Source organism: Gemmatimonadaceae bacterium (assembly GCA_030647905.1).
Lineage (GTDB): Bacteria > Gemmatimonadota > Gemmatimonadetes > Gemmatimonadales > Gemmatimonadaceae > UBA4720.
In genome coordinates this window covers 74,527-99,727 of the sequence record JAUSJA010000030.1, presented here as the reverse complement: position 1 = coordinate 99,727, position 25,201 = coordinate 74,527, and the positions used below count along the sequence as shown (strand labels likewise).

Annotated in this window: 21 protein-coding genes; all 21 read left to right on the top strand. The window is 64.4% G+C overall.

Going from position 1 to position 25,201, the window contains the following annotated elements:
* The first annotated feature begins 1 nt into the window (after nt 1).
* The 21 genes from Q7S20_10845 (at nt 2) to Q7S20_10745 (ending at nt 25,195) form a co-directional block, all read left to right on the top strand.
* On the top strand, nt 2-841 hold the full coding sequence (locus Q7S20_10845) for an AAC(3) family N-acetyltransferase (GenBank protein MDO8502329.1): 840 nt from the start codon (nt 2-4) through the stop codon (nt 839-841).
* Entirely contained in the window at nt 838-2,118 is a 1,281-nt protein-coding gene (locus tag Q7S20_10840; GenBank protein MDO8502328.1) for a DUF4910 domain-containing protein, read from the top strand. Before Q7S20_10845 ends, Q7S20_10840 begins: the two co-directional genes overlap by 4 nt.
* Complete coding sequence (locus tag Q7S20_10835) at nt 2,111-4,339, top strand: hypothetical protein (protein ID MDO8502327.1); 2,229 nt, start codon at nt 2,111-2,113, stop codon at nt 4,337-4,339. The genes Q7S20_10840 and Q7S20_10835 overlap by 8 nt, the downstream gene beginning before the upstream one ends.
* A 174-nt stretch (nt 4,340-4,513) precedes the next feature.
* Nucleotides 4,514-5,437 (top strand): glycosyltransferase family 2 protein, encoded by a 924-nt coding sequence (locus Q7S20_10830; protein MDO8502326.1) that lies wholly within the window; start codon nt 4,514-4,516, stop codon nt 5,435-5,437.
* A 50-nt stretch (nt 5,438-5,487) separates the two neighbouring features.
* Nucleotides 5,488-7,644: a hypothetical protein gene (locus Q7S20_10825; protein MDO8502325.1), complete on the top strand. Its 2,157-nt coding sequence runs from the start codon at nt 5,488-5,490 to the stop codon at nt 7,642-7,644.
* Complete coding sequence (locus Q7S20_10820) at nt 7,641-9,875, top strand: hypothetical protein (protein ID MDO8502324.1); 2,235 nt, start codon at nt 7,641-7,643, stop codon at nt 9,873-9,875. Before Q7S20_10825 ends, Q7S20_10820 begins: the two co-directional genes overlap by 4 nt.
* 15 nt (nt 9,876-9,890) lie before the next feature.
* Nucleotides 9,891-10,319, top strand: coding sequence for a hypothetical protein (locus Q7S20_10815; GenBank protein MDO8502323.1), 429 nt, complete (start codon nt 9,891-9,893; stop codon nt 10,317-10,319).
* Nucleotides 10,316-11,086 (top strand): glycosyltransferase family 2 protein, encoded by a 771-nt coding sequence (locus tag Q7S20_10810; protein ID MDO8502322.1) that lies wholly within the window; start codon nt 10,316-10,318, stop codon nt 11,084-11,086. Before Q7S20_10815 ends, Q7S20_10810 begins: the two co-directional genes overlap by 4 nt.
* Nucleotides 11,071-12,702 (top strand): hypothetical protein, encoded by a 1,632-nt coding sequence (locus Q7S20_10805; GenBank protein ID MDO8502321.1) that lies wholly within the window; start codon nt 11,071-11,073, stop codon nt 12,700-12,702. The genes Q7S20_10810 and Q7S20_10805 overlap by 16 nt, the downstream gene beginning before the upstream one ends.
* 25 nt (nt 12,703-12,727) lie before the next feature.
* Nucleotides 12,728-13,846: a DegT/DnrJ/EryC1/StrS family aminotransferase gene (locus Q7S20_10800; protein ID MDO8502320.1), complete on the top strand. Its 1,119-nt coding sequence runs from the start codon at nt 12,728-12,730 to the stop codon at nt 13,844-13,846.
* On the top strand, nt 13,843-14,610 hold the full coding sequence (locus Q7S20_10795; GenBank protein MDO8502319.1) for a class I SAM-dependent methyltransferase: 768 nt from the start codon (nt 13,843-13,845) through the stop codon (nt 14,608-14,610). Before Q7S20_10800 ends, Q7S20_10795 begins: the two co-directional genes overlap by 4 nt.
* Entirely contained in the window at nt 14,607-15,776 is a 1,170-nt protein-coding gene (locus Q7S20_10790) for a glycosyltransferase family 1 protein (protein ID MDO8502318.1), read from the top strand. The genes Q7S20_10795 and Q7S20_10790 overlap by 4 nt, the downstream gene beginning before the upstream one ends.
* Entirely contained in the window at nt 15,773-16,768 is a 996-nt protein-coding gene (locus Q7S20_10785) for a glycosyltransferase family 2 protein (protein ID MDO8502317.1), read from the top strand. Before Q7S20_10790 ends, Q7S20_10785 begins: the two co-directional genes overlap by 4 nt.
* A complete protein-coding gene (locus tag Q7S20_10780; GenBank protein ID MDO8502316.1) occupies nt 16,755-17,594 on the top strand; it encodes a glycosyltransferase family 2 protein in 840 nt (279 codons plus the stop codon). Before Q7S20_10785 ends, Q7S20_10780 begins: the two co-directional genes overlap by 14 nt.
* Nucleotides 17,595-17,602: 8 nt before the next feature.
* Nucleotides 17,603-18,547, top strand: coding sequence for a glycosyltransferase family 2 protein (locus tag Q7S20_10775; protein MDO8502315.1), 945 nt, complete (start codon nt 17,603-17,605; stop codon nt 18,545-18,547).
* Nucleotides 18,544-19,443: a glycosyltransferase gene (locus Q7S20_10770; GenBank protein MDO8502314.1), complete on the top strand. Its 900-nt coding sequence runs from the start codon at nt 18,544-18,546 to the stop codon at nt 19,441-19,443. Before Q7S20_10775 ends, Q7S20_10770 begins: the two co-directional genes overlap by 4 nt.
* Nucleotides 19,436-20,827, top strand: coding sequence for a hypothetical protein (locus tag Q7S20_10765; protein ID MDO8502313.1), 1,392 nt, complete (start codon nt 19,436-19,438; stop codon nt 20,825-20,827). Before Q7S20_10770 ends, Q7S20_10765 begins: the two co-directional genes overlap by 8 nt.
* 3 nt (nt 20,828-20,830) lie before the next feature.
* Complete coding sequence (locus Q7S20_10760; protein MDO8502312.1) at nt 20,831-21,943, top strand: glycosyltransferase family 1 protein; 1,113 nt, start codon at nt 20,831-20,833, stop codon at nt 21,941-21,943.
* A complete protein-coding gene (locus Q7S20_10755) occupies nt 21,940-23,154 on the top strand; it encodes a glycosyltransferase family 4 protein (GenBank protein MDO8502311.1) in 1,215 nt (404 codons plus the stop codon). Before Q7S20_10760 ends, Q7S20_10755 begins: the two co-directional genes overlap by 4 nt.
* Nucleotides 23,151-24,170: an NAD-dependent epimerase/dehydratase family protein gene (locus Q7S20_10750; GenBank protein ID MDO8502310.1), complete on the top strand. Its 1,020-nt coding sequence runs from the start codon at nt 23,151-23,153 to the stop codon at nt 24,168-24,170. The genes Q7S20_10755 and Q7S20_10750 overlap by 4 nt, the downstream gene beginning before the upstream one ends.
* Entirely contained in the window at nt 24,170-25,195 is a 1,026-nt protein-coding gene (locus Q7S20_10745; GenBank protein ID MDO8502309.1) for a glycosyltransferase family 4 protein, read from the top strand. Before Q7S20_10750 ends, Q7S20_10745 begins: the two co-directional genes overlap by 1 nt.
* Nucleotides 25,196-25,201: the final 6 nt, after the last annotated feature.

The following is a 25,201-nucleotide window of genomic DNA, read 5'->3' as shown; positions in this document are numbered from 1 at the left end:
CGTGGCATCGTTTATCGGCGAGCTGATCGGCTCCATGGGAAGCGGCCCGGTGTTCGTGCATTCGGATCCGTTCCGCACCACCCGCCTCGTTGAGCCAGTGCGCGACCGCGAAGCGTATCTTGATTCCCACATTGCCGTTCTTCGCGATGCCGCCGGCGATCGCGCGTTGTGGCTGCCGTCGTTCAACTACGATTTCCCGAAGACGCACGTATTCGACGTCGTCGCCAACGAATCGCAGCTCGGGCCGATCCCCGAGCGCTTTCGCACGCACGCGGCGGAGTGGCGGACCCCGATCCCGATGTTCTCGGTCGCCGGCCTCGGCGCCGCTCCATCGCCGGCGTGGGGGCCGGACACCGACCCGTTCGGCGGAGACTCGATCTTTGCGGATCTCATGCGGCGTGATGGCGTGGTGCTGTACTACGGAGACACATTCCATTACAACACGATCGTGCATTTCGCCGAGCGTGTCGCGGGCGGGCCGGTGTACCGCTATGACAAGGTTTTCCCGGGGAAGGTCGTGATGGGCGACGGCACAGTGGTGGAGGGCTCGCTCGACTACCATGTGAGACCGCTCGGCACCGGTCTCGACTACGATTGGCCGCGACTGCTTGACGAGGCGATCGACGCCGGTGTGTGCCGGCGCGTGGAAGGGCATCCCGAGGTTCTCGCCGCTTCTGCGCGCGCGCTGACCGAGCTGTGGCTCGCGGAGCTGCGCGCCGATCCGTTCGCGTTGCTCGACGAGAAGACGAGGAAGTGGGTGGAGCCGGCAATAGAGGAGCTGGGCCGCCGCTTCGATATCGGCGACTTCGAGTCGCCCGAGCCACTGTGGAGGCCGGCATGACGGGGCGCGAGATGCATGCGTGGGCATCGGATCTGTTCCCGATCTGCCGCAGTCTCACGGGCAACGGTGTTCGCGAAACGCTGGCCTATTTGAAGAAGATCGTCCCCGCCCTGACCGTGCACGAGGTTCGGTCGGGAACACAGGCATTTGACTGGACGGTGCCGGACGAGTGGAACATTCGCGGCGCGTACATCGAGGACGAGCGCGGCAATCGCGTGATCGATTTCGCCGCGAGCAATCTGCACGTCGTCGGATACTCGACGCCGGTGGACAAGTGGCTGACGCTTGCCGAGTTGCAGCTGCACCTGCATTCGCTCCCCGAGCAGCCGGATGCGATTCCGTACGTCACTTCGTATTACACGAAGCGCTGGGGGTTCTGCCTTGCCCACGCGCAGCGCGAAGCGCTTCCGGAAGGGAAGTACCACGCGGTGATAGACAGCACTCTCGAGCACGGCTCTCTCACGTACGGAGAGGTGCTGATTCCCGGGCGCGAGAAGAAGGAAGTCCTGCTGTCCACCTATATCTGCCATCCGTCCATGGCGAACAACGAGCTGTCGGGCCCGGTCGTGACGACGGCTCTCGCGCGGTGGCTCGCGTCGCTCCCGGAGCGGCGCTTCAGCTATCGCATCGTGTTCGTGCCCGAGACGATCGGCGCGATAGTGTACATCAGCCGTCACCTCGCCGATCTGAGGGAAAGGGTCGTGGCAGGCTACGTCGTGACGTGCGTGGGGGATGACCGCGCGTACTCCCTGCTGAGGTCGCGCGCCGGGAACACGCTCGCCGACCGGGCGGCGAAGCTCGTTCTCAGGCGTCACGCTCCGGATCACGTCGAGTATTCGTTTCTCGACCGCAGGAGCGATGAGCGGCAGTACTGCAGCCCCGGTGTGGACCTGCCGGTCGCGTCCATCATGCGCACGCGGTACAACAGCTATCCCGAGTATCACACGTCGCTCGACGATCTGAAGCTCGTCACGCCGTCAGGGCTCGAGGGAGGCTTCGAGGCGATCCGGAAGACGATCGAGCTGATCGAGCACAATCACGTCTATCGCGCGACGACCCCGTGCGAGCCGCAGCTCGGAAAGCGCGGCCTCTATCCCACGCTCAGCACGCGCGGCGCGGGTTACGCGGTGCGCGCGATGACGAATGTTCTCGCGTACGCCGACGGGACACGCGACCTGGTGGATCTCGCGGAGTACATTGGCGTGGGCGCTGACGAAGCGGTCGAGACGGCGGAGAAACTGGCCGAGGTCGGCCTGCTCGCGGTCGTGGATGACTGAGACGGTGGATACTCGCGAGCCCGTTCCGCGCCGCCTGCCCCCGCTCGTTTCGGCAGTGGCGCGCGGCGCCGAGCCGCTCTGGGTGGCCTCGACGGCTGCCCTGTTTGTTCTCTGGGGCTACGAGTGGATTCCCCGGTTGATCCGGCTCATGGGCCGCGGTGGCCAGACCGAGACGGTGGAATGGGCGGTGTACATGTCGCTCCTCGCCGGTTTCCCGCTCGTCGCGATTCTCGTCGCGGTCGTCTTGCCGCGGATGTTCCGCGCACAGGCGGCAACCGTGGTCAAGGCGGCGACCGTGATTTTCGCCATCTGGTACGCGGTGTTGTTCGCGATAGACGGTCGCCTCGGGCTCGCGGCGCTGGCGCTCGTTCCCGCGCTTGTGACGACCTTTACCGGTGCGCCGAGCCTCATGGGCGATCGCTCGCCCGCGACGCTGGCGCAGATCGCGATTCTCATCGTCGTCAGCCTGATCGCGTGGATGTGCGCGGCCGGCCTTGTGTACTGGACCAGAGCAAGCTTGTGGTTTCCTGGCTCGCCGGTCCGACTCATCGCATTCGCGGTCGCGACAGGCATCTCGCTGTGGGGACTGCCGCGGCTCGATCTCCCGGACGAGCCGCGCGCGGCCAACGGCGTCGCCCTGCGCGTGCTGTCCGCGCTGCTCCTGGTGGCGCTGGTCGTGTTCAGCTTCCGCACCAACCCGGTGGTCGAGTTCTACCACTGGGGTTTCTGGACTGGACCAATCGAACAGCTCAGGCAGGGTGGGTGGCTGCTGAGAGACACGCCGTCGCAGTACGGTTTTCTGAGCATTCTCATTCCGGCCGCGATGCCCGGCAGCGCGTGGCAGTCGTTCTGGTTCTATCAGGCGGCGGTCTATGCCGTCGTCGCGGCGGGCATGTTCATCGTTCTGCGGAAGATGCGCGGCGGGGCGGGAGACGTTCTGCTGGCGGCGGGAGCGGTGTTCACGACTCTCTTCTTCCGGCCACGCACGGCGACGCTGATCCTCCCCGCGCAGATGACGCCCTCCGGCGGTCCGGTGCGATTTCTGTGGTGCTTCGTGATGCTGGCGTGGCTGCTCTACAGCTTCAACCGTCGGCGGAAGAATGGCGATGGCTCGCTGAAATGGCTGGCTTTCCCATTCACCGGGCACTTGATCTGGCTTTGCGCCCTCGCGTGGTCCTTCGAGGCAGCCATCTACGGCTCGGCGATCTGGTTCTCGGCGTTCGCGGTATATGTCATTCAGAGCGCGTACGCGTGGCGGAGGGAGGGGGCGAGCGCATCGAGCGTTGCGCAGCGCGTGATCGGAGCGGTGGCCGTCCCGGTCGGGATGGCGATCGCGCTTTATGGAATCGTCTGGGCGATCTACATGGCGGCGGTCGGCGCGCCGCCCGATCTCGCCGGGTACGTCGAGTACGGACTCCTCTACAGCCGCGGCTTCGGCGCGCTTCCGATAGATACGACGGGAGCCGTGTGGTATCTGCTGCTCGTGTTCTTCATTGTCTCGACCGTGGTGGTGCACTTTCTCGTCGAGGACTGGCGCGACTTCCGCGTGGTGGTGGCGGCCGGCGTGTGGGGCGGTGTGTGGTCGCTGAGCAGCTACTTCGTGTCGCGCAGCCATCCGGTGAATCTGTTCAGCATCACGCCCGCGCTGCTGTTCGCGCTGGCGGTGCTGGCGATCGTGCTGCGCGCGGCGACGCGGCGTCCGTGGCATCGTTACGTTCGCGCGGCGATGGTCCCGGTGTTCGCCGTTCCGATTGCGATGACGCTCGGGCATCCGGGGTTGCTTGCGGATATCGGGACCGCGCAGCTCACGCCGGCGAGGTTTACCGACCAGCTTCCGCTGATGGATCCCGAGCTCGAGACGCTGCTCCGCGAGTCCGGCGCGACGCCGAACGATCCCATCGTGCGTATCGCCGACGGACGGCTGGTGCTCCCTGCGTGGCGCGGGGCGGGGAAGAATGAGCGCGTGATGAGCGTCCGGTCGTGGCTCCCCAAGCCCTACGAGATGATCGGTACGCTGTCACCGGAGCAAAGACAGGTCTATATAGACCGCGCGGCGGAAAAGCCCATCGGCGGATGGATGGTGCAGCACCAGACCGACACGGTGCGCTGGTTCGGAGATCACCTGAAGCAGATCATCCGAACGCACGAGCCGACACGCAAATACACGCGCGGCCCATGGTCGCTCTGGTGGATGGCGCCGCGCGCACAGGTGACTCGTTGAGCGCCCTGCCGCGCTTGCGGCGGACTTGCGTGATTCTAACTTTCAGGCGCGCCGATGCCGGGCACCCGGCCAGGGTCTCCCATTCCAAATACCTCTATCCTGATGGCTCAGCTCCAACAAGACAACTCAAATCAGTCGAACGTGCCGGCGGGTCTGTCGGCCGCTGAGGCACCGGTGGTCTCGGTCGTCGTGCCCATCTTCAATGAGGAAGTGGTCATCGAGCCACTCCACTCACGCCTTCTCCAGGTGCTTGTCCCCAGCGGAGAGCGGTTCGAGGTGATCTTCGTCAACGACGGCAGCCACGACCGGTCGCCGGACCTCCTCGATTCCATCTGCAACAGCGACCCGCGCTTCAAGGCGTTGCATTTCTCCCGAAACTTCGGGCACCAGGCCGCGGTAACGGCGGGATTGCGCGCGGTCTCCGGGAGCTGTGCGGTGGTAATAGATGCCGATCTGCAGGACCCTCCGGAGCTGATTGTTGAGATGCTCCGTAAGTGGCGCGAGGGTTTCGAGGTGGTCTACGCGCAGAAGAACCGGCGCGAAGGTCCGAATCCTCTGCTTCGCGCGGCGTACTACGTCTATTACCGGATTCTGCGACGGCTCACGGACGTCGAGGTTCCTCCCGATACTGGCGATTTCTGTCTGATGGATCGAAAGGTTGTGGATCTTCTCAACGCGATGCCCGAGAGAAACCGCTATGTCCGCGGTCTCCGCGCATGGCTGGGGTTCAGGCAGACGGCGATTCTGTTCGAGCGGCCGGCACGGTTCGCCGGCCGGACCAAGTACTCCTTCAGACGGCTCGTGGGTCTCGCGACGGACGGCGTACTGGCGTTGTCCAAGGCACCGCTCCGTCTGGCGACCTACATGGGATTCATGGTGTCTGCGGCGAGCTTCGTGCTGGGTGTGGCGTTCGCCATTCAGCAGATCACCGGGACTTCGCACGCGGCACGGGGCTGGGCATCCACAATCGTCGTCGTTCTTTTTCTCGGCGGCGTCCAGCTCATCTGTCTCGGTGTGATCGGCGAGTTCATCGGCCGCATCTACGACGAGGTCAAGCAGCGGCCACTTTATATAGTTGGCCGATCCACGGGCTTCTGATGTTTCTTCGCGAGGTACGGGTGCTTCAGCCTGCCCTCGATCGCCAAAGGTTGGTACCGCTCAGCTTCCTGGTTGACGACATTACCGCCTTCGGGACGGTCGCCGTCAGCTCGTCCATCGTGGCTCTCGGTCTCGCGTTCGTCTACTGGTTCGCGAGAACGGGGTTCGACAATCCCCTGAGCCCGGTGCTGCGCGCGGCGGGACTCGCGCTGCTCCTGTTGAACGCGCCCTATGCGCTGAGGCGCGTGCTTCGCGGCCGCTTCGGTGGATACTGGTGGGCGACTTCGTATTCCTTCCTGTGGCTGCTCACCATCGCGGCGACCGCGGCGCTCGGCTGGATCGTTCCGCTTCTCGGTGTCAGCCCCTTCGTTCCGCTTGCAGCCGCGGGAGCTTTGACGTTCGTGCTGGTTCTCGTCGGGTGGCTGAGAAGGCGCTCCGTGAAGAGCAGCATCGCGATGATCCTCGGGAGCGCGGTCTTCTCGACCTGGGCCGCCGGCGTCGTGTGGGGCCGCATCTACAAGAGCCCGTTGTTCATGGAGATGCTGACGCTCGATGGAATGGTTCACCACGATGGCGTCACGCTGGCTGCGCTCGGCAACATGCTCCGCACGTATCACGTCGCGAGCGTGGGGCTCGACGGGCTTCCGCACATGGCGTATCACTGGGGAACGCCGTGGCTGTTCGCGCAGTGGTCGAAGCTCGCCGGGCTCTCGCTGATGCAGTTCTATCAGCTCGCGTTCCCGGTGACGATGATTCCGTTCTTCTTCGGCGCCGTGATCGCGTTCGCCATCGAGTTGCGTAGCGCGGCAGGGCGCGATCCGTCGAGAGACCTGGCGTTCTGGGGAGTCTTTCTCGCGGCGACGATAGGAGTCATGCCGATCACCGGCATGGACGCGCTCGGCGTATGGACTTCCAATCTGATGATCTCGGAGTCCTACACCGTCGCGATTCCTGTCGCGCTCCTTCTGCTGGCGACGGTTGTCCTGTGGTGGAGAACGAGAGGCGAAGCGGTGATGGCCGGGCACGTCAGTGTCTCCGACTATGCGCTGCTGTTCCTGCTTGTTCCGGGCGGGCTGTCGGTGCTGGGATACCTCAAGATCTCGCTGATGGTTCTCGGCTTCGGCGCGGCCGCCTATGCGGCGTTACGCGTGGGTGCCTACCGGCGCTGGCAGCTCGGGGCCGCGGCCCTCCTCGCCGCGGCGGTCGTGGTGGTGACATATGGAGAAGTGTCGCTGCTCGCGCATCGCGAAGGGGTCATACCGTTCGATTTTCTCAAGGGATTCGTACCCGTCGTGTGGTGGCCCTTCTTCCTGCTGGTGCATCTCTTCTGGTCGCTTGTGTACGTCGTGCTGCGGCTCAGGCAGGAGGGGACGCGCACTGTCGGAGATTTGATCGCCGCAGTCAGGGGGCGAAGTGTTCTCGATGTGGAAGTCGTCGTTGTCGTCGCGCTGGCGGGGGTCGTGCCGGGCCTCCTTCTCCACATAGACGGCGGATCCGCGTTCTATTTCTCCGACGTCCAGCGGTGGCTTGCCCTGAGTCTGCTGCTGGCGGGAAGCACGACACTGATTCCACGCGTGTTGAGATGGCGGAAATCCGATCTGAGGATCGTTGGAGTTGCGTTCCTCGCGCTGCCGCTGGCGATATCAATGATTCGGAACACCGCGTTCTGGACGAACCGGATGATGCGCGCGAACGCCGCCACGCGGCACGCGCTGTACTCGCCGGAACGAAGAGCGCAGATACCCGAGGGGTTGCGCGCGCTGCCGCTGCTCGCCGACCCGGATCAGCTCGAGGCAGGCCTGCGACGAGCGCGCAATTACGCGGCGGTACAGGGTCTCCTCGGCCTGGATTTGCTGCCACTCCAGGAGAAACGAAGGACGGCGCTGTTCATTCCGCAGGCCGATCAGAGATACTGGACCATTCTCGGCAGGCATGGCGGGTGCGCGTTCTCCGGCTATGTCGCGCCGGCGCTGACGGGAATGGCGATGATTGACGGCATGCCGCCCCAGGGTTGCCGGCTCAGTCCGTACTACGGGCTCAGTCTGTTCGCGCCGCGGACACGCGCGCAGACGACTGACGACGCGATCCCGCCCACGCTCTGCGCGCGCGCCACACGCATGGGATTCGATCGCGTGCTGAGTCTCCGTTTCGACAGCGCCGGCCGTGTCTCGGCACATCCCATCGAGTGCCGAGGGAGTGGCTTGTGAAGGACGGGACGCGCGCGGATTCCGAATTTCTCGACGCCCGCGAGACGATCGTCGTGGGAACGTCGGTCGCCGCCATCGTGCTTGCGGCTATCTACTGGGTCTCGCGAATCGGGTTCGACAATCCCGTTGCCCCGGTCGCCCTCTCACTCGGCCTGTCGCTTTTTCTCTGCGCTGCTCCGCTCTGGCTGACGCGCATCGCGCGCCGCGAACATGTCGGCAAAGGGAATTGGTGGTCGTCACAGGCGGCGCTGACGCTCGCCTGCCTCGTGTTGACCGCGATTGCGGGAATCGGTGCGCGCGGCGCCGGGACCGTCCTCGCGCTCGTAATCGCGCTCGCTGGATTTGGCCTTGCCGCGTTTACGCTGGTACGCTGGCTCCCCCGTGGCAGGCCCGCGAGCACGATTCTGTTTCTGGCCGGCTCGGTGCTCTTCACCATTTGGAGCGCAGGCGTGACATGGGGCTCGCGCTACAAGATGCCGCTCTACTGGGAAACGCTGTCGTTCCGGGCAAACGTGCATCACGACCCTCTCTATTACGCGAGCATGGCGAACATGCTCGAGACGTATGGGGTGGCGAGCACCGGTCTCGACGGGCTTCCGGTGATTCATTACCACTACGGGTCAGCGTGGCTCTACGCCAAGTGGGCGGACCTGATCGGAACGGACGTGCTCACGTTCTACTCGCTTGGTTATCCGATCGTCGTCATCCCTCTCTTTCTCGGAGCGCTGCTGCTTCTTGCGGTCGAGCTGCGATTCGCGTTCGGCCGTGATGAAGCGTCAGCATCGCTTCGAGGCGACTACCGCACCTGGCTGGTTGTTGCGGCCGCGACCATCGGGCTCATCCCCACGAGCGCGCTCGACGCGCTCACGGTGTGGAACGCGAACGTCCTGGTATCGGAGTCGTACCTCATCGGGATTCCCGTGCTTCTGCTCGTGATCGGCGCGGCGCTGGCATTCTGGCTCAACGATGCACGGCGCGCGGTTGTGCCGCGGTTACCCGCCGATACAGACAAAGCGGAGAGCGGGCCGGCCCGTGGCGACGCGCTTGTGTTTCTTCTCGTGTTTATCCCGGTGTCGCTGGCGGTGCTCGGATTCCTCAAGGTCTCGCTGATGCTGATCCTCTTTGGCGTCGCGTTGTACTTCGCGCTTCGGCTGGGCCTCTGGAAGCGATGGATGGGCGTTGCGGCGTGTGTGGCAGGTATCGTCGCTGTCTCGTTTACCTATTCGCGAGTCTCCCTCGCGAGTCATAATGGCGGCGTGTCGTGGCTCAACTTCCTGCGATTCGAGGTGGTGGCCAACTGGCAGCAGTTCTTTCCTCTGGTGCACATGCTCTGGAGCTGGCTATACATCGCCGGCCGGCTGTGGGAGGAGGGCATTCGCGACTTCGCGGGTCTTCGCGAGGCATTTCGCGCGAGGCGTATTCTGGATGTCGAATTCGTCGCACTCGTCGCGCTGCTCGGTTTCCTTCCGGGCGAGGTATTTTCGATCCACGGCGGATCGGCGATCTATTTCTCTGACGTGCAGCGGTGGGTGGCTCTCAGCTTCATCCTCTCCCGCCTGGGGATCTGGGTGAGACACTGGCGCGCAACTCAGCCAGGTAGCGCGACATCCGCGCCCGGGAGAGGATTCCGCGCCGTCAGACTCTCCACGCTTCTCGCGATTGTCGTCGCGGCACCGTTCGCGGTGACGCTGGCTCTCAACACGTTCCAATGGCCGCTCCGGGTTCTCCGTGCGAACGTGGCGCTTCGCCGCGAGCTTCTTGCACTCGGCGGCAAAGGTGCGGCATCGTCCGGTGTCCGCGCTCTGGCGGATCGCGTAACTCTCGCCGAAGGCCTCCGCCGGACGACCTACTATCCCCTCGTGTCCGCGCTCCGCGAGATCCGCGCGCTGCCTCTCGCCGAACGGCGACGTGCGGCGCTCTTCATTCCCCAGTCCAATCGCCTCTACTGGGGGATGTTCGACGCCGACGACAGGTGCGACTTCGTCTCGCTCGTCGCCCCGGCGGTCTCATCGGTAGCGATGATTGACGGCATGCCGGCGGCCGGCTGCAAAATGACGACGCAGTACAACATGACCGTCTACACATCGCGCTCCCGGCCCCAGCTTCCGAGCGACACGACCCGTGTCGCCGTCTGCGCCAGGGCCCGCGCAAAGGGATTCGACGAGGTGATCGTTCTGAACGCCGGAGACGGCAGGACTCCGCGGCGTTACCGCATTGAGTGCGGAAGCTGATATCTTCTTCCTCCTATGATCGAGACGCTCAAATCCGGTGACCAGCTCCTCGCGGTGATCGTTTCCCGCGACTTCGACGAGCCCGGGATCCATTTCTTCACTCCAAGCGACCTGTCGCAGCAGCTCGCCTACATGCACCATCCCCTCGGGAAAGTGATCGAGCCTCACGTTCACAATCCGGTCAGCAGGAACGTCCACTTCACGCAGGAAGTGTTGTTCATCAAGCGTGGCAAGCTTCGCGTTGATTTCTACGACAATGGCCAGAATTACCTTGAGAGCCGGATTCTTCATGGCGGGGACGTCATCCTTCTCGCCACGGGCGGGCATGGCTTCGAGGTTCTCGAGGAGCTGGAGATGATCGAGGTCAAGCAGGGGCCGTACGCCGGAGACCAGGACAAGACGCGCTTCAAGGGAGTCGCCGCCGAGCGTGTCGTGGTGAAGTGATCAACGGGAAGCGGGTCGTCGTCGTGCTGCCGGCGTACAATGCCGGACGCACGCTCGAGCGGACCATCTCGGAGATACCTGCCGGCGTAGTGGACGATCTGCTGCTGGTGGATGACGCGTCGGGCGACGACACGGTCGCGGTCGCGGAGCGTCTCGGTGTGCCGTACGTCGTGCATCCGGAGAATCGCGGATACGGTGGAAATCAGAAGACCTGCTACACCGAAGCGCTGCGGCGCGGCGCCGACATCGTCATCATGCTCCACCCGGACTATCAGTATTCGCCGAATCTCATCGGTCCGATGGCTTCGCTCGCCGCATCCGGAGAGTTCGACGTCGTGCTCGGCTCGCGCATTCTCGGGCGCGGTGCAAGGGAAGGTGGCATGCCGCTTTACAAGTACGTGGCGAATCGCTTTCTGACGGCGGTTGAGAACATCTTCCTTGGCATCAAGCTCTCGGAATTTCACACCGGCTATCGCACCTTCACGCGCCAGGTTCTCGAGACGCTGCCGCTGAACGAGTGCTCGGACGATTTTCTGTTCGATAACCAGATTCTCGCCCAGGCGGCGATGTTCGGCTTCAGCATCGGCGAGATCGCCTGTCCGACGAAGTATTTCGCCGAGGCGTCGTCCATCAACTTCAGGCGGTCAGTAGTTTACGGCGTCGGCGTATTGGCGACGTCGGTCCGCTATCGCCTGCATCGCGCCGGGTTCACGCGCGACCGGCTGTTCGATCCCGATGGCCGCAAGCTGGAGTGTCCGTCTTCGTAGTGCCGGCGTCCGGGCGCGAGGGGACCGCGGCGCGCGGAATCACGCCCCGCCAGCTGTGGGGATCGCTCGCCGCGTACGTGGCGCTCATCTCCGTCCTGGCGATCCGTCACGAGATGTGGCGGGACGAGGTGCGCGCGTTCTCCGTCGCGACACGGACGGCGTCGTGGGGCCAGCTCGTCGCGGAGCTCCATCACGAAGGTCACCCGATACTGTGGTACGCCATTCTGCGCATCGGATACGCGGCGACGCATTCGCATCTCGTCCTTCCGGTTGCGGCGCTCGTCATCGCTACGGTGACCGCATACCTGATCCTCCGCTTCGCGCCGTTTCCTGTCTGGCTGCGGATGCTCGCGGTGTTCGGCGCATTCCTCGGTTACGAGCTGAGCGTGGTGGCGCGGAACTACGGCATCGGCGTGCTGCTGATGATCGTCGCCTGCATCGTGTTCCCGTTGAGGCGGCAGCGTCCCCTCATGCTCGGCATGGTGCTCGCCCTCATGGCGAATACGAGCGTGCATGCCGCATTCGGCGCGCTCGTTTTCGTCTTCATCTGGCTGAGTGACCTTCTCGATCGCGAGCAGGGCCGACTCGAGTGGCGCGGCGTCATGGCGATCGCGTTGTCACTCTCTGGTGCAGGGCTGGCTCTCTGGAGCGCGAGACCGACCCCCGACATGGCGTGGGCATTCTGGCCCGGGCAGCTGAGTGCGGGGGGAATCGTGCGAACCATTCTCACGGACCCCGGATGGGCACTAAGCGGTGTAACGGGGGCCAACGTCGCAGCGGCGGGTGAGCTCCCGTGGCGCCTTCTCCACATAGACCGGGATCTGGCATCCCGCGTGATCGTGGACATCTGTCTCCTGAGCGTGGCGTGGTCACTCCGCCGCAACCGCGCGTGCCTGGCCGCGATGATCGTCACCATCCTCGGCTTCGAGGTGTTGTTTCGTCATGTCTATTCCGGCGGCCTGAGACACGAGGGGATGATCGCATTCCTTCTCTTTTCCATCTGCTGGATCGCCGTGGCGGGCAATCCGGGGCGGTCGACTGCCGGCGACAGTCGGCGGATGGCATTCGGACTGCTTCCGCTGTTCGTCGTGCAGTCCGCCGCGCTCCCAGTCATGGCGCATCGTTACTTCACCAAGCCGGTATCGGGCAGCAAGGCGTACGGCGAGTTCATCGAGGCCAACCCCCGGTTTCGCGACGCCATTCTGGCCTCGGAGCCCGATTACCTCATGGAGTCCATGCCCTATTACGTGCCGAACCGCGTGTACATGCCTCGGCAGGGTGAGTTCCACTATCGGGTCTATTTCGACCGCGGCCAGCGCCGGCAGCAGGATCTGACTCTCGGGCGACTGATAGACGTCGCTGACAGCGTGGCCTGCGCCAACGGCCAGCCCGTGCTGCTCGCACTTGGCAACACCGAGATGCCGTGGAAGCCCCAGGGCGAGGCGCACCCCGCCTATCCGGGCACCGTCTTCCGGTGGACCGCCGCCGAGCGGGAACGGCTGCGCCAGAGGGGCGTGCGGGTGGCGTCCTTTCCTCGGGCGACGAGCGACGAGTTCTATGACATCGTCGAGATCGCGCCGACGGTTTTGGCGGGGTCCCGCTGTCGCGGTAAATAGGCGCAGCGTTGTATCTTACAGAGATATGCCCCGCTTTATACCGGTTAACGAGCCGGTCCTCGACGGAAACGAAAAAAAGTACCTCAGCGAATGCATTGACACGGGCTGGATATCCTCCGAAGGCCCGTTCATTCGTCAGTTCGAGGAGCGCTTTGCCGGGCGCGTCGGACGGCGTCACGGCATTGCAGTCTGCAACGGGACGGCGGCACTGGAAGCCGCCGCGGCGGCCCTCGGTCTGGGCCTGGGCGACGAAGTGATCATGCCCACCTTCACGATCATTTCCTGTGCGTCGGCCGTCTCCCGCCTCGGCGCCACTCCGGTGCTCGTGGACTGCGACCCGGCAACATGGAACATGGACGTTTCGGCGATCGAAGCGCGGATCACGGAACGCACGCGCGCAATCATGCCGGTGCACATCTACGGCCTCCCGGTGGACATGGATCCGCTCCTCGAAATCGCAGCGCGCCACGGCCTCCAGGTCATCGAGGACGCCGCGGAGATGATCGGGCAGACGTACCGCGGTCGTCCCTGCGGATCGCTCGGAACCATCTCTACCTTCAGCTTCTATCCCAACAAGCACGTCACCACCGGCGAAGGCGGAATGATCGTCACCGACGACGACGCTCTGGCAGAGCGGTGCAGGGGACTGCGCAACCTGGCGATGAAAGCGCCGCGGCGGTTCGTGCACGACGAGCTCGGTTGGAACTTCCGGATGACGAACATGCAGGCGGCCGTTGGCCTGGCTCAGCTCGAGCGGCTCGACGAGTTCATCCCGCGCAAGCGCCACATCTTCGAGCGCTATACCGAGCTGCTCGCGGACATTCGCGCGCTCCAGCTGCCCGTCGCCTCGACCGATTACGCGACCAACATCAACTGGGTGTACGGGCTCGTGATCTCCGACGATGCGCCGTTCGACGCCGACGAAGCCATGCGCCGGCTCGGTGAGCGCGGTATCGGCACGCGGCCGTTCTTCTGGCCGATGCACGAGCAGCCGGTCTATCGGAAGATGGGGCTCTTCGCCGGAGAGAAGTATCCGCACGCGGAGCGAATCGCGCGGCGTGGATTCTATCTGCCGAGCGGCCTCGCGCTCACCGACGAGCAGATGGAGAGAGTGTCCACCGCCGTGCACGAGGTCTTCGCTTGACAGTCTTCGCGGGCTACTCGCGATACTACGACCTTCTCTACCGCGACAAGGATTACGCGGCTGAGGCCCGCTATGTCGCCGGCCTCGTCGAGACTCACGCGCCATCGGCGCGATCCGTTCTCGAACTTGGATGCGGGACGGGCGCCCACGCCGCCGAGCTCGCCGATCAGTCGTACGAGGTCACCGGCGTGGACATGAGCGAGGGCATGCTTGATGGCGCCGAGTCGCGCCGGCGGTCGCTCCAGGCAGGCGTGGCGGCGCGTCTTTCTTTCGCCCGCGGAGATGCGCGAACTGTGCGGCTTGGCCGGCGGTTCAACGCGGTGATATCGCTGTTCCACGTGATGAGCTATCAAACGTCGAATGAGGATCTCGCTGCTGCATTCGCGACGGCGCGCGAACATCTCGCTCCCGGCGGCGTGTTCGTGTTCGATTGCTGGTACGGCCCGGCAGTTTTGCGCCAGTGGCCCGCCACGACCGAGAAGTATCTCTCCGACCAGTCCACCGAGGTGAGGCGCGTCGCCGAGCCGGTGGTGCATCCCGGGTCGAACGTAGTGGACGTGAACTACACGATGGTCGTGACCGATCGAAATACCGGCGTGAGCGAGACGCTGCGAGAGACGCACAGCATGCGGTACCTCTTCACTCCGGAGATCGAGCTTGCCCTCGCAACGGCAGGCATGAAGCTGATTGACTCGCGCGGATGGATGTCGGATGGCCCACCCGACTTCACGACCTGGGGCGCCTGCTTCGTGGCGCGCGGATGAAGAGGATCGGGGTGCTGCTCTCCGCCGGGCCGGGGGGAGGAGTGCTGCAATATTCGCAGGCAATCGTGGACGCGGCGATGGCGCTTCCGCAGGAGTACGCGTTGTCGGCGGCCATCGCCGATCCGCTGTGGGAAGGTGTGCTGCCGGAGCGCATGTCCATCATGCGGCTGCGCGATACGGCGTGGAATCGCGCGCTGAATCGCATCGCTCACATGACGCGCCTCCCTGTTGCCGCATGGCGAAAGACGCTCGCGCATCTCGACTCGAACGTGAAGGCGCTTCAGCGGGAGGGATGTGATCTCTGGATCTGTCCCAATCACGATCGCTATTCGTTTCGCGCGCAGATACCGGCCTTGGGCACGGTGCACGACCTGATGCACCGCTACGAGCGGCAGTTCCCCGAAGTCTCGGCCAACGGCGAATTCGAATCCCGCGAATTTCATTTCAGCGAGACGGCACGGTGGTCGCGCGGAGTGCTCGTGGACTCCGAGCTGGGCAAGAACCAGCTCGTGGAATCGTACGGAATCGCGCCGGAGAAAGTATTCGTGCTGCCGTACATCGCGCCATCGTACATATACGAGTACGACGGAGGCAATGATACCGCGGTGCGATCGAAGTACTCGCTGCCGGAGAAGTTCTTCTTCTATCCGGCGCAGTTCTACCAGCACAAGAATCACGCGACGCTGATTGATGCGGTCGCCCGGATGCGGGAGCAGTATCCCGACGTGCGCCTCGTTCTGGTCGGTGCCAGGGAGCGGAACAGCTACGACGATATAAAGCGACAGGTCGAGCGCCTTGGTCTCACCGGAATAGTGCTGTTCCTCGGCTATGCTCCGGACAGCGACATGGCAGCGCTCTACCGCGCGGCGCGCGCGCTGGTGATGCCGACATACTTCGGTCCCACCAACATTCCTCAGCTCGAGGCCTTTGCCCTCGGCTGTCCCGTCGCCACGTCGCGTATCTATGGGATTCCCGATCAGGTCGGCAATGCCGCGCTCCTCTTCGATCCGTCGTCGGCGGATGAGATTCACGATTACCTCGTGCGCCTGTGGACCGACGACGACCTCTGCGCGGAGCTTGGGCGGCGCGGTCGCGAGCATGCGGCGCGGTGGGGCCCGCCGCAGTTTCGGGAACGCTTTCGGCAGATCGTCGAGGCGCTCACGTGAGCGGAGAGCATCCCTTCATCTCGGTGATCATTCCGACCTACAACCGGTCGGAGCTCCTGCGCCAGACCGTGGAGACGTTTCGCGCGCAGTCGTATCCCGCGGAGCGGTGGGAGCTTATCCTCGTGGACAACGAATCCACGGACGACACGTGGAGTGTGATTTACGGGCTTGCCGGGAGCGACCGGCGCGTGCGGCCTCTTCGGGAGCCGAGACGGGGGGCTCACTTCGCGCGCAACAGCGGAGCGATGGCAGCGTTGGGGGCGGTTCTGTATTTTACTGACGATGACATGCTGGCAGACCGCGACCTTCTGACGCGGATCGTGGAGGGATTCGCCGCCGATCCCAAGGTTGCGTCAGTCACCGGGCGCGTCCTGCCGCGATGGGACACGGAGCCGCCAGTGTGGGTGCTCGAGCACTGCAGGAATGCTCTCCTCAGTCTCAACGACATGGGCGAGTCTCTGATCGTCTCCGACGACGACCCGGGCGTGTTCAGCTGTCACCAGGCGGTGCTGCGCGACGTCTTCGTGCGGGCGGGCGGCTTCAATCCCGACACGAACGCCGGAACATTCACCGGAGACAACGAGACCGGACTGAACATCAAGATCCGCAAGCTCGGCTATAGATTCGCGTACGTGGGCGCCGCCGTCACGCATCACATGATACCCGCCTCGCGCATGACGCAGGGGTATCTCAACAGCCGCATGGCCGATCGGGGGTACTGCGACAGCTACACCGACTATCGCGCGATTCATCCGGGGAAGGGGCGGCTCGCGAAGCGAATCGTCGCCCACACAGCGCTGGCGGGGCTCACCGCGCTGAAGGCGGCCGCCCGCCGGCTCGCGGGGAACACCCAATGGCGTGTCGATCTGGCGCGCGTGTTCTACCATCGCAACCGCGCGCGCTACGACTCGCGCCTTCTCCGCGACGAGCACTGGCGACGGTTTGCTCTCCGGGATGACTGGCTCTCCGATTCCGCTGATGTCTTGTACTGAAGGTGGACGCCGCCTGCGCGGTGAGCGGATCATCGGATCCGTCGAGTGCCCGCTCGTGTCCATCGTGACGGTCGTGCTCAACGGCGCGAAATACATCGAGCAGACCATTCAGGCGGTCGCGGTGCAGACGTACGAAGCCATCGAGCACATCGTCGTGGATGGCGGCTCGACCGATGGAACGCTGGACATTCTCCGCCGCTACGACGGGACCATCGGTTACTGGGTAAGCGAGCCGGATACCGGGATTTACGACGCGATGAACAAGGGCGTCGAGCTGGTGCGCGATCCCGAGTCCTACATTCTGTTCGCCAATTCCGACGACCACCTCTATTCGCCCGAAGCGATCGAGAGAGTGATCTCCCAGAGCGGGGGAGAGGATCTGGTTTACGGGAAGATGCTGCTGGCCGATGACAGCATCTCGGCGGTAGTCGGCCGCCGGGTGGATCTCGACGATCTCGCGCTCCAGACGCTGTGCCACCCAGCGACATTCGTGAGGCGCAAGGTGTTCGATGCGATCGGGAAATTCGACACCGGCTATGCCATCGCCGGCGACTACGATCACATAGTGCGCTGCTTCGCCGCGCCGGTGACCACGAGGTTCGTGGACGTCGTCGTCTCGAGAATGCGGATGGGCGGACTGAGCGAAGACCAGTTCATGCGCTCCTGCCGGGAGCGGAAGGATGTCATCCGCCGGCGGTTCCCGCTGATTCCTCGACTGAGGGGGGTATGGCAGGTAAATTTGTACGATATTCCCCGTAACACCGCACGCCGCTGGCTGGACCGGGTGGGCCTCCTCGGTCACTGGCGGGCGCTCAAAGGCTCATAGCCGCCTACATGCATTTCGACCTCTCCGTCATTGTTGCCTCGTACAAGCGAAGCGATGCGCTCGAGCTTTGTATCGAGGACCTCGCCGCGCAGGCGACGGAGCGTCCGTTCGAGGTGATCCTGGTGCTTCAGGCGCACCCGGCGGGCGCGGCGCAGCGTCTCCGCGAGCGATTCGGCGGCCGGCTCACGCTCCAGATTGCCGAATTCGACGAAGGGCTCGGCACGTCGTGCGCGCGCAATACCGGGCTGCGGATGGCGCGTGGGGATATCGTCGCCTTTCTCGACGACGACGTGCGTCTTCCGAAGACGTGGGTTGGCTCGATGATCCCGTTCTACGACGATCCGGAGATTGGCGGCGTGGGTGGATTCGTGGACCATCCTGGCCACTACAATCCGGCGCGCAACGCGGTTTACCGCATGCTTGGGCTGACCTCCGACCGGTATCGCATTGACTGGGGCGGATTCAACGTCGGTCCTGCGAGTCACCCGGTCGAGGACCAGCCCGCGGCCTGGCTCAGCGGATGCAATATGTCGTTCCGCCGGTCCGCGATCAACGACGTCGGAGGGTTCGACGAAGCGCTTGGCAGCTTCTGGCACGAGGACGTGGACGTCGCGCACCGCGTCGCGAGATCGGGATGGAAAACGATCTCGTCGGTGAAGGTGGCGATCGAGCACTATCCGAACTCGATCAACAGGCCGCCGCTCCACGCGCAGATGCGCGAGCGCGAGCGGTCGCGCGTGCTGTTCGTGTGGAAGGCGATCGGCGACGAGCCCCTGTGGCAGCTGCGATACGCCACGCGCCTGCTACTGCACGCCGCGGCGATGGGTGTGGTGGGTCTCGCCAAGATGGACCCGCGAATCCCGGTCAACGTTGTGCGCGGCGGGTGGGAAGGATACAAGGGCCTGGACGCCTCACGCGCGGCGAGCGCCGCCCGGACGGAGCGCACCCCGTGACTCCGTCTGTCACGATCCTCATTCCCACCTTCAACCGGGTGAGAGCGCTCGAGGCCGTCTGGCCGTCGTACCTCGTGCACCCCGATGTCGCGCGGATCGTCGTGATTGACGACGGCTCGAGCGACGGAACGAGCGACAGGGTTCGTGAGCTGGCGAAAAGCTCGCCTGTGCCCGTGGACGTGATCCGCCACGAATCGCAGCTGGGCCAGCCGGCGTCGCGCATGGCTGGCATTGCGGCAGCGCGCACAGAGTGGGTTCTGTTCGGCGAGGATGACGTCTGGCTGTCGGGCGACTACTGCTCGACGCTGCTTCGCGAGGCGCGGGAGCTCGGCGCGTCCATCATCGCCGGCAGGATAGTGACTGCGCGCGTGCCCGGGGAGTTCGACGAAAGCTGTCTCATGGATCCGCCGTCGCCGGTGAAGGATGCGGCCGACGTATTCGATCTCGACGCGATGGACGCGCAGTTCTCCGAGCGTGTAGGCGCGCCGGTCAGGGCGCCGTACGTCCATTCGATCGCACTCATCCGTCGCGACGTTTTCTCGTCGGTAAGGTTCGACACCTGGTACTCCGGCAACTCATGGCGCGAGGAGACGGATTTCTATCTCGCGGCAAACGCAGCAGGCGAGAAGGTCTATTTCTCGCCGAGCACTGTGTGTTTCCACCTGAGAGGCCCCATCTCGGCGGTTGGCGGGCAGAGAGTCAACCGCCTGTGGTTCGAGTACCTCGCGTGGCGCAACACGAGATATCTGGTGAACAAGCACTGGCCTTACCTCAAGCGCGCGCATGGACTGCGCGGCAGCGCCACCGCGTGGACGATCCGCTACTACATGCGCCGGCAGGCGGCACAGATCAGGCGGATTGCGCGCAGCAGATTCCGGTCGAGCTACAGTGGCTGACGCAGCCCCCCCGATGTCGCCGCGCTTCCCCACCACCGCCGGCGTTCTGCTTGGCGCGGTCGCCGCGCTTCATCTCGCGGCGCTCACCGAGCTTGTACTCGGAACGATGTTCGCCGCGGCGACCTACTTCCTCCTCGGTCAGTTCGCGCTGTCGCTTGCTCTGCTTCGTTTGTACGACGGGAAGTGGGTCTTCCAGGACATTCGGCTTTTCTTCGTCATCTTCTTCTTCCTGTATGGCGGCACGCTCCCGCTGGTGGTGCTCCTGGGGTTGAGCGGGCTGGGGACGGGAATCGCCGGCGCCGCATTCATGTACGGCACCGGATTTCTCGGATTCAACCTGGTGCAGTGGTGGTACCGGCAGCCGTGGCACGACATCCCGAGGGCAGTCTTCGCCCGCATCCGGCCTTCCTTCGGCAACGCCGCCATGATCCTGCTCGCATTCGGGTTCATCGGTGCATACGCCGTGGTGCTTGGAGTCAGGCTCTCTCTCACGATAGACCGCTCCCAGGTTCGATTTCTCGGAACGCAGTTGTGGGTGGTGTCCATGTTCGTGGTGAACGGCTTCGTGATGTTCATGTTCGCCGGATGGAGCCGCCTCACGAAGAGCGCGCGGATAGCGCTCGTCGCCTCCGTTCTCTTCTTCGTGGTGTTCCAGCTCGCGATGGGGAATCGCCGCGATTTCCTGCCGATGTTCGTGTTTCTCGCCGCGATGATCGCAACGCGACGCCATGCTGTGATCCGGCTTGGAACGGTCGTCATAGGGTTCATCGCGTTTGCGGCGTTCACGGCTATCGGAATCGTGAGACAGGTGCTTCAGGATCCTTCCATTCTCGCGCGGACCAACCCCATCGAGCTGATCGTCACTAACAGCGAGTTCGTGTCTCCGATCTTCACGCTCATGCATTACGTGAACGTCGAGCGTCCGCTCCGGTGGGGCTTCACCTATCTCGCGGCACCCGGACTGTTCGTTCCCCGCGCCATATGGCCGGCCAAGCCGGAAAGCCTGTCGCTGCAGTTCATGCGTGATGCGTTCGGCACTACCGGGCTCATGGGATTCGCGTACACGCCGGTCACTGAGGCGTTTCTCAACTTCTCGTGGGTCGGACCTTTCATTGTGTTCTCGATCCTTTCGCTTCTCATGGTGAAGCTTGTGCGAAACGCGGATACGCACTCCGGCCTCTACTTCGTCTCCTTCTCGCTGGTCGTGGACTTCAATCGCGGCGACTTCGGCGGGACCTTGTACGCCTTGGTCGTCGTGGGCGGAGCATACGCCCTGATGCGCTTCGTCTCGAGGCTCAGATGGGCTCCGAGGCGCGCCCAGGCCATGTGGCCCTCGGCGCCGCGGCCTTCCGGCACCGAGCCGGCGATGCTGCCCCACTTCTGAACGATGCTGATAGCTCTGAACGTGCTGTATCTGATTCCCGGTGTCGTCGGCGGTACCGAGACATACGCGCGCTCGCTCATACACGCGCTGGCGCGACAGGACGAGGACAACGAGTATGCCGTGTTCGTCAGCAGAGAGGCGGCGGATCTCGACATCACGCCCGCGCCAAACTTTCGCCGAATCGTGTGTCCCGTCGTAGCGATGAAGCGCGCCTTCCGCTACAGCTGGGAGCAGGCCGTCCTGCCACTCCAGCTTTTCCGTGAGAGTCCCGACGTCATCCACTCGCTCGGCTACGTCGCGCCACTGGCGGCGCGCGGCCCGCAGGTGGTCACGGTGCACGACGTCAACTACCTGGGGCACAAGGGGCGGCGCACGGCGATCGGGCGGCGGGCTTTTCAGTTCTTCGTGGAGAAGGCCGTCAATCGCGCCAACCGTGTCATCACGATCTCCGAATTCTCGCGGGGCGAGATCATCCGGCACATGGGAGTGCCGGAAGACAAGGTGACCGTCATTCACTGCGCCGGCAGGGAAGTGGGAGCGATGCCGGCGAGGGCGGGGGTGGCGGTGGACGTCGTCCGCAACATTTCGCGGCCGTACATCCTGGCGTTCAGCAGTCTGAGCGCCCACAAGAACATCAGAGGACTGATCGCGGCCTTCGCGCGCATTTCGTCGTCGGTGCCGCACGCGCTCGTGCTCGTCGGCCACCTACCCGAGAGAGCCGGGGTTCGCGCGGACATCGAGGCGGCGGGAGACGACCGCGTTCACTTCACCGGCTATCTGCCCGACAGCGACGTCGAGACGCTCATGCACAACGCGTCGCTCTTCGCGTTCCCGTCGCTCTACGAGGGGTTCGGTCTTCCGATTCTCGACGCCCAGCACGCCGGTGTGCCGGTCGCATGCTCCTCGGCGGGCGCACTTCCGGAGGTCGCCGGCGAAGGGGCCGTCCTGTTCGATCCGCACTCGGTGGACGACATGGCCGCTGCCCTCATGCGATCTCTGCTGGATGTGGATCTGCGCAGCCGTCTTCGCGCCAAGGGCTACGAGAACGCGCGGGGGTTCTCCTGGGATCGAGCAGCAAGCGAGACTCTCGGCGTTTACTCCGCAGTCGCATCGTGACCGGCAAGCCCAGGACCTTCGTTTTCATATCACAGGTCTATGTGCCGGATCCCGCCGCCGTCGGCCAGCACCTTGCCGACGCCGCGGAAGAGCTGGCGCGGCGCGGCAATCGCGTGATCGTATATACGTCGAGCCGCGGGTATGACGATCCCTCCGCCACATATCCGCGACGCGAGATGGTGCGCGGCGTGGACGTGCGGAGAATCCCATTGGCGAGTTTCGGCAAGAGCTCCATCCTCATCCGGGTCGTCGGCGGCCTGGCATTCGTCGCGCAGGCAGTTGCGAGAAGTCTCTCGGCAGGACGGGTGGACGCAGTCGTCGTGAGTACGTGCCCGCCGATGGCATCGCTCGGTGCACTCGCTATCGGAGCATTGAAGAGAGCGCGGGTGAAGTACTGGGTGATGGATGTCAATCCGGATCAGACAGTGGTTCTCGGCATGGCGCGGCCGACTTCCGCCAGTGTGCGGGGCTTCAACTGGCTCAACCGGCGGATTCTCGGACGCGCTGATGACGTCGTCGTGCTGGACCGGTTCATGGCCGAGCGCATCAATCGCAAGCGCAACGTGAGCGACAAGCTGACGGTGCTCCCGCCGTGGCCCGCCGAGGATCCGCCCGAAGTCGTCTCCCACGAGGCGAACCCGTTCCGGAGAGCGCACGTACCGGAAGGGCGCATCGTCCTCATGTACAGCGGGAATCATGGGCCTTCCAATCCCGTCACCACGATTCTCCATGCGGCAAGGCGCGTCGCCGACGATCCCCGGCTGCTCTTCATGTTCATCGGCGGCGGAGTGGGGAAGCGGGAAGTCGGGGAGATGGGCGGCGCGAACGTCATGTCGCTTCCATATCAGCCGCTGAGCGAGCTGCGCCACTCGCTCGCCGCGGCCGACGTGCACATCGTCACGGTCGGTGACGCAATTCCCGGCATCGTTCATCCGAGCAAGGTGTATGGTGCGATGGCCGTCGCCCGGCCGATCCTTCTCGTCGGCCCGGCCGAGAATCATGTCGCGGATATTCTCGTCGGGAACGACATCGGATGGCACGTCCGTCATGGGGACGTGGATGGCGCAGAGAGAGTATTGCGCGAGATAGCGGCGATGCCGCCGGCGGAGCTGCGCGCCAAGGGCCGCCTGGCGCGCGAAGTGATGCTCAGTCGCGGTGGGAAAGCGGAGTCGGTCGGCCGGCTGTGCGATGTGCTGGAGCGCAACGTATGACGGTCCCGGCAGTGAGGTTCGGCTCCGGAGTCGTCGCGGTTACCGGCGCCAGCGGTTTCATCGGCCGGCGCCTGTGCGAGAGTCTCGCGCGCGATGAAGTGCGCGTCAGGGGCATCACGCGCTCGGCGACGGGGATGAACGTGCCCGGAGTCGAGACGGCCATCGCCGCCGATATCACCGACCGGGATGCGCTGCGCGCGGCGCTGTCCGGCGTCTCGACCGTCGTCCATCTCGCCGCGAGGGTGCATGCGAAGGCCGAGGGGATAGGCGATCCGGGTTCCGAGTGCAGCAGGATCAACGTGGATGGCACCGCGCTGCTCCTGAAGGAGGCCGTGGCTGCCGGCGTTGGAACCTTCGTTTTCATCAGCTCGGTGAAGGCGGTCGCCGATCAGAGCGATCGGGTGCTGACTTCGGACACGCCACCGCAGCCAGTGGACGCCTACGGCGAGAGCAAGCTCGAGGCGGAGCGGCTGGTGCGGGTCGTCGGCGTGCGTGAGGGTCTTCGCGCACCGATACTGCGCCTGCCGAACGTCTACGGGCCGGGTATGAAGGCGAACATGGGGCTGCTGTTCCGCGTGGTGGACCGCGGCCTCCCGTTGCCACTCCGCTCGGTGAGGAACCGCCGCAGCTTCGCCTACGTGGACAATGCCGTCGCCGCCATCCGCGGCCTGATGACGAGCCCCGCGGCGGCCGGGGAGACGGTGTACGTGAGTGACGAACAGGACGTTTCCACGCCCGAGCTCATCAGGCATATCGCGCGGGCGCTTGGCCGGCCGGCGAGGCTCTTTCCGTTCCCCCGGGCGATGCTCCGGGCGGTCGCCGGAAGCGGGGGCTTGCTCTCCCGATTTCCGCCGTTCCATCTTACAGGTGATTCCCTTACGGCGGTGCTCGGCTCTCTCTTCGTCGACACTTCCCGACTCCGGGAGACCACCGGCTATAAACCGCCAATATCATTAGAGAGGGGAATGCTCCTTACCGCAGAATGGTTCAGATCCCGTTCGGAGGTGATCAGATAATGGTTCAGCGACTCGTATTCGTCGTCGCGGCGGCGATCCTGAGCTGGCTGCTGGCGAGCCGCGTTCGTTTGTATGCCCTCGACAGACTCCTCGACATTCCTAACGAGCGGAGCTCCCACTCCTCGCCGACGCCGCGGGGCGGAGGACTCGCGATCGCCGTGACGGCGCTCGGAGGAATCATCATTGCCGCCATGCTTGGCTGGATTGACTGGAATCTGGCGATAGCGCTGTCCGGCGGTGGAGCGATGATCGCGACAGTCGGATGGGTGGACGATCACCGCGATCTGCCGGCACTCACGCGATTCGCCGTTCAATTTCTTTCCGCCGGCTGGGCGATGTACTGGCTCGGTGGATTCCCGTCTCTCAGTATCGGATTCGCAAGCGTGAACCTCGGGCTCTTCGGAACGATACTCGGCGTAATAGGGATCGTGTGGGCGATAAACCTCTACAATTTCGTGGACGGAATTGACGGGCTCGCCGCGGGAGAAGCGATCAGCACTGGCGTGATCGGCGGAATGATCCTGATGGCGATGGGCCAGGTCGGGCTGGCGACGGTGTCGTTCCTCATCGCCGCGGCGAGCGCCGGATTTCTTCCGTTCAACTGGGCCCCGGCGAAGCTGTTCATGGGCGACGTCGGAAGCGGCATGCTCGGCTACCTGTTCGCGGTGCTTGCGGTCGCCTCGGAGAACGCTGGGGCTGTGCCGCTCCTGATCTGGGTGCTGCTGCTCGGCGCGTTCGTGTTCGACGCGACAGTGACGCTTTGCCGCCGCATCGCGCATGGCGAGCGCTGGTATCATGCGCACCACAGTCACGCGTACCAGAGGATGGTGCAGGCCGGCCGCAGCCACGCGCAGGTGAGCACGACGATATTGATCATCAACCTCGCGCTCGCCGTGCTTGCGATCGTCGCATGGCTCCGTCCGACGTTGTTCCTGATCGCGATCGCCGCGGGGGCAATTCTTCTCAGCATCATCTACATGTCGGTCGAGCGGATCCGGCCGATGCATGCGCAGTCGCGCAATTGAGCGTGG

What these genes read in the sequence shown, in the direction of transcription:
- Q7S20_10840 (MDO8502328.1), top strand. Translation starts at nt 838, where the DNA reads ATGACGGGGCGCGAGATGCATGCGTGGGCATCGGATCTGTTCCCGATC.
- Q7S20_10835 (MDO8502327.1), top strand. Translation starts at nt 2,111, where the DNA reads ATGACTGAGACGGTGGATACTCGCGAGCCCGTTCCGCGCCGCCTGCCC.
- Q7S20_10815 (MDO8502323.1), top strand. Translation starts at nt 9,891, where the DNA reads ATGATCGAGACGCTCAAATCCGGTGACCAGCTCCTCGCGGTGATCGTT.
- Q7S20_10800 (MDO8502320.1), top strand. Translation starts at nt 12,728, where the DNA reads ATGCCCCGCTTTATACCGGTTAACGAGCCGGTCCTCGACGGAAACGAA.
- Q7S20_10790 (MDO8502318.1), top strand. Translation starts at nt 14,607, where the DNA reads ATGAAGAGGATCGGGGTGCTGCTCTCCGCCGGGCCGGGGGGAGGAGTG.
- Q7S20_10780 (MDO8502316.1), top strand. Translation starts at nt 16,755, where the DNA reads ATGTCTTGTACTGAAGGTGGACGCCGCCTGCGCGGTGAGCGGATCATC.
- Q7S20_10775 (MDO8502315.1), top strand. Translation starts at nt 17,603, where the DNA reads ATGCATTTCGACCTCTCCGTCATTGTTGCCTCGTACAAGCGAAGCGAT.
- Q7S20_10760 (MDO8502312.1), top strand. Translation starts at nt 20,831, where the DNA reads ATGCTGATAGCTCTGAACGTGCTGTATCTGATTCCCGGTGTCGTCGGC.
- Q7S20_10750 (MDO8502310.1), top strand. Translation starts at nt 23,151, where the DNA reads ATGACGGTCCCGGCAGTGAGGTTCGGCTCCGGAGTCGTCGCGGTTACC.
- Q7S20_10745 (MDO8502309.1), top strand. Translation starts at nt 24,170, where the DNA reads ATGGTTCAGCGACTCGTATTCGTCGTCGCGGCGGCGATCCTGAGCTGG.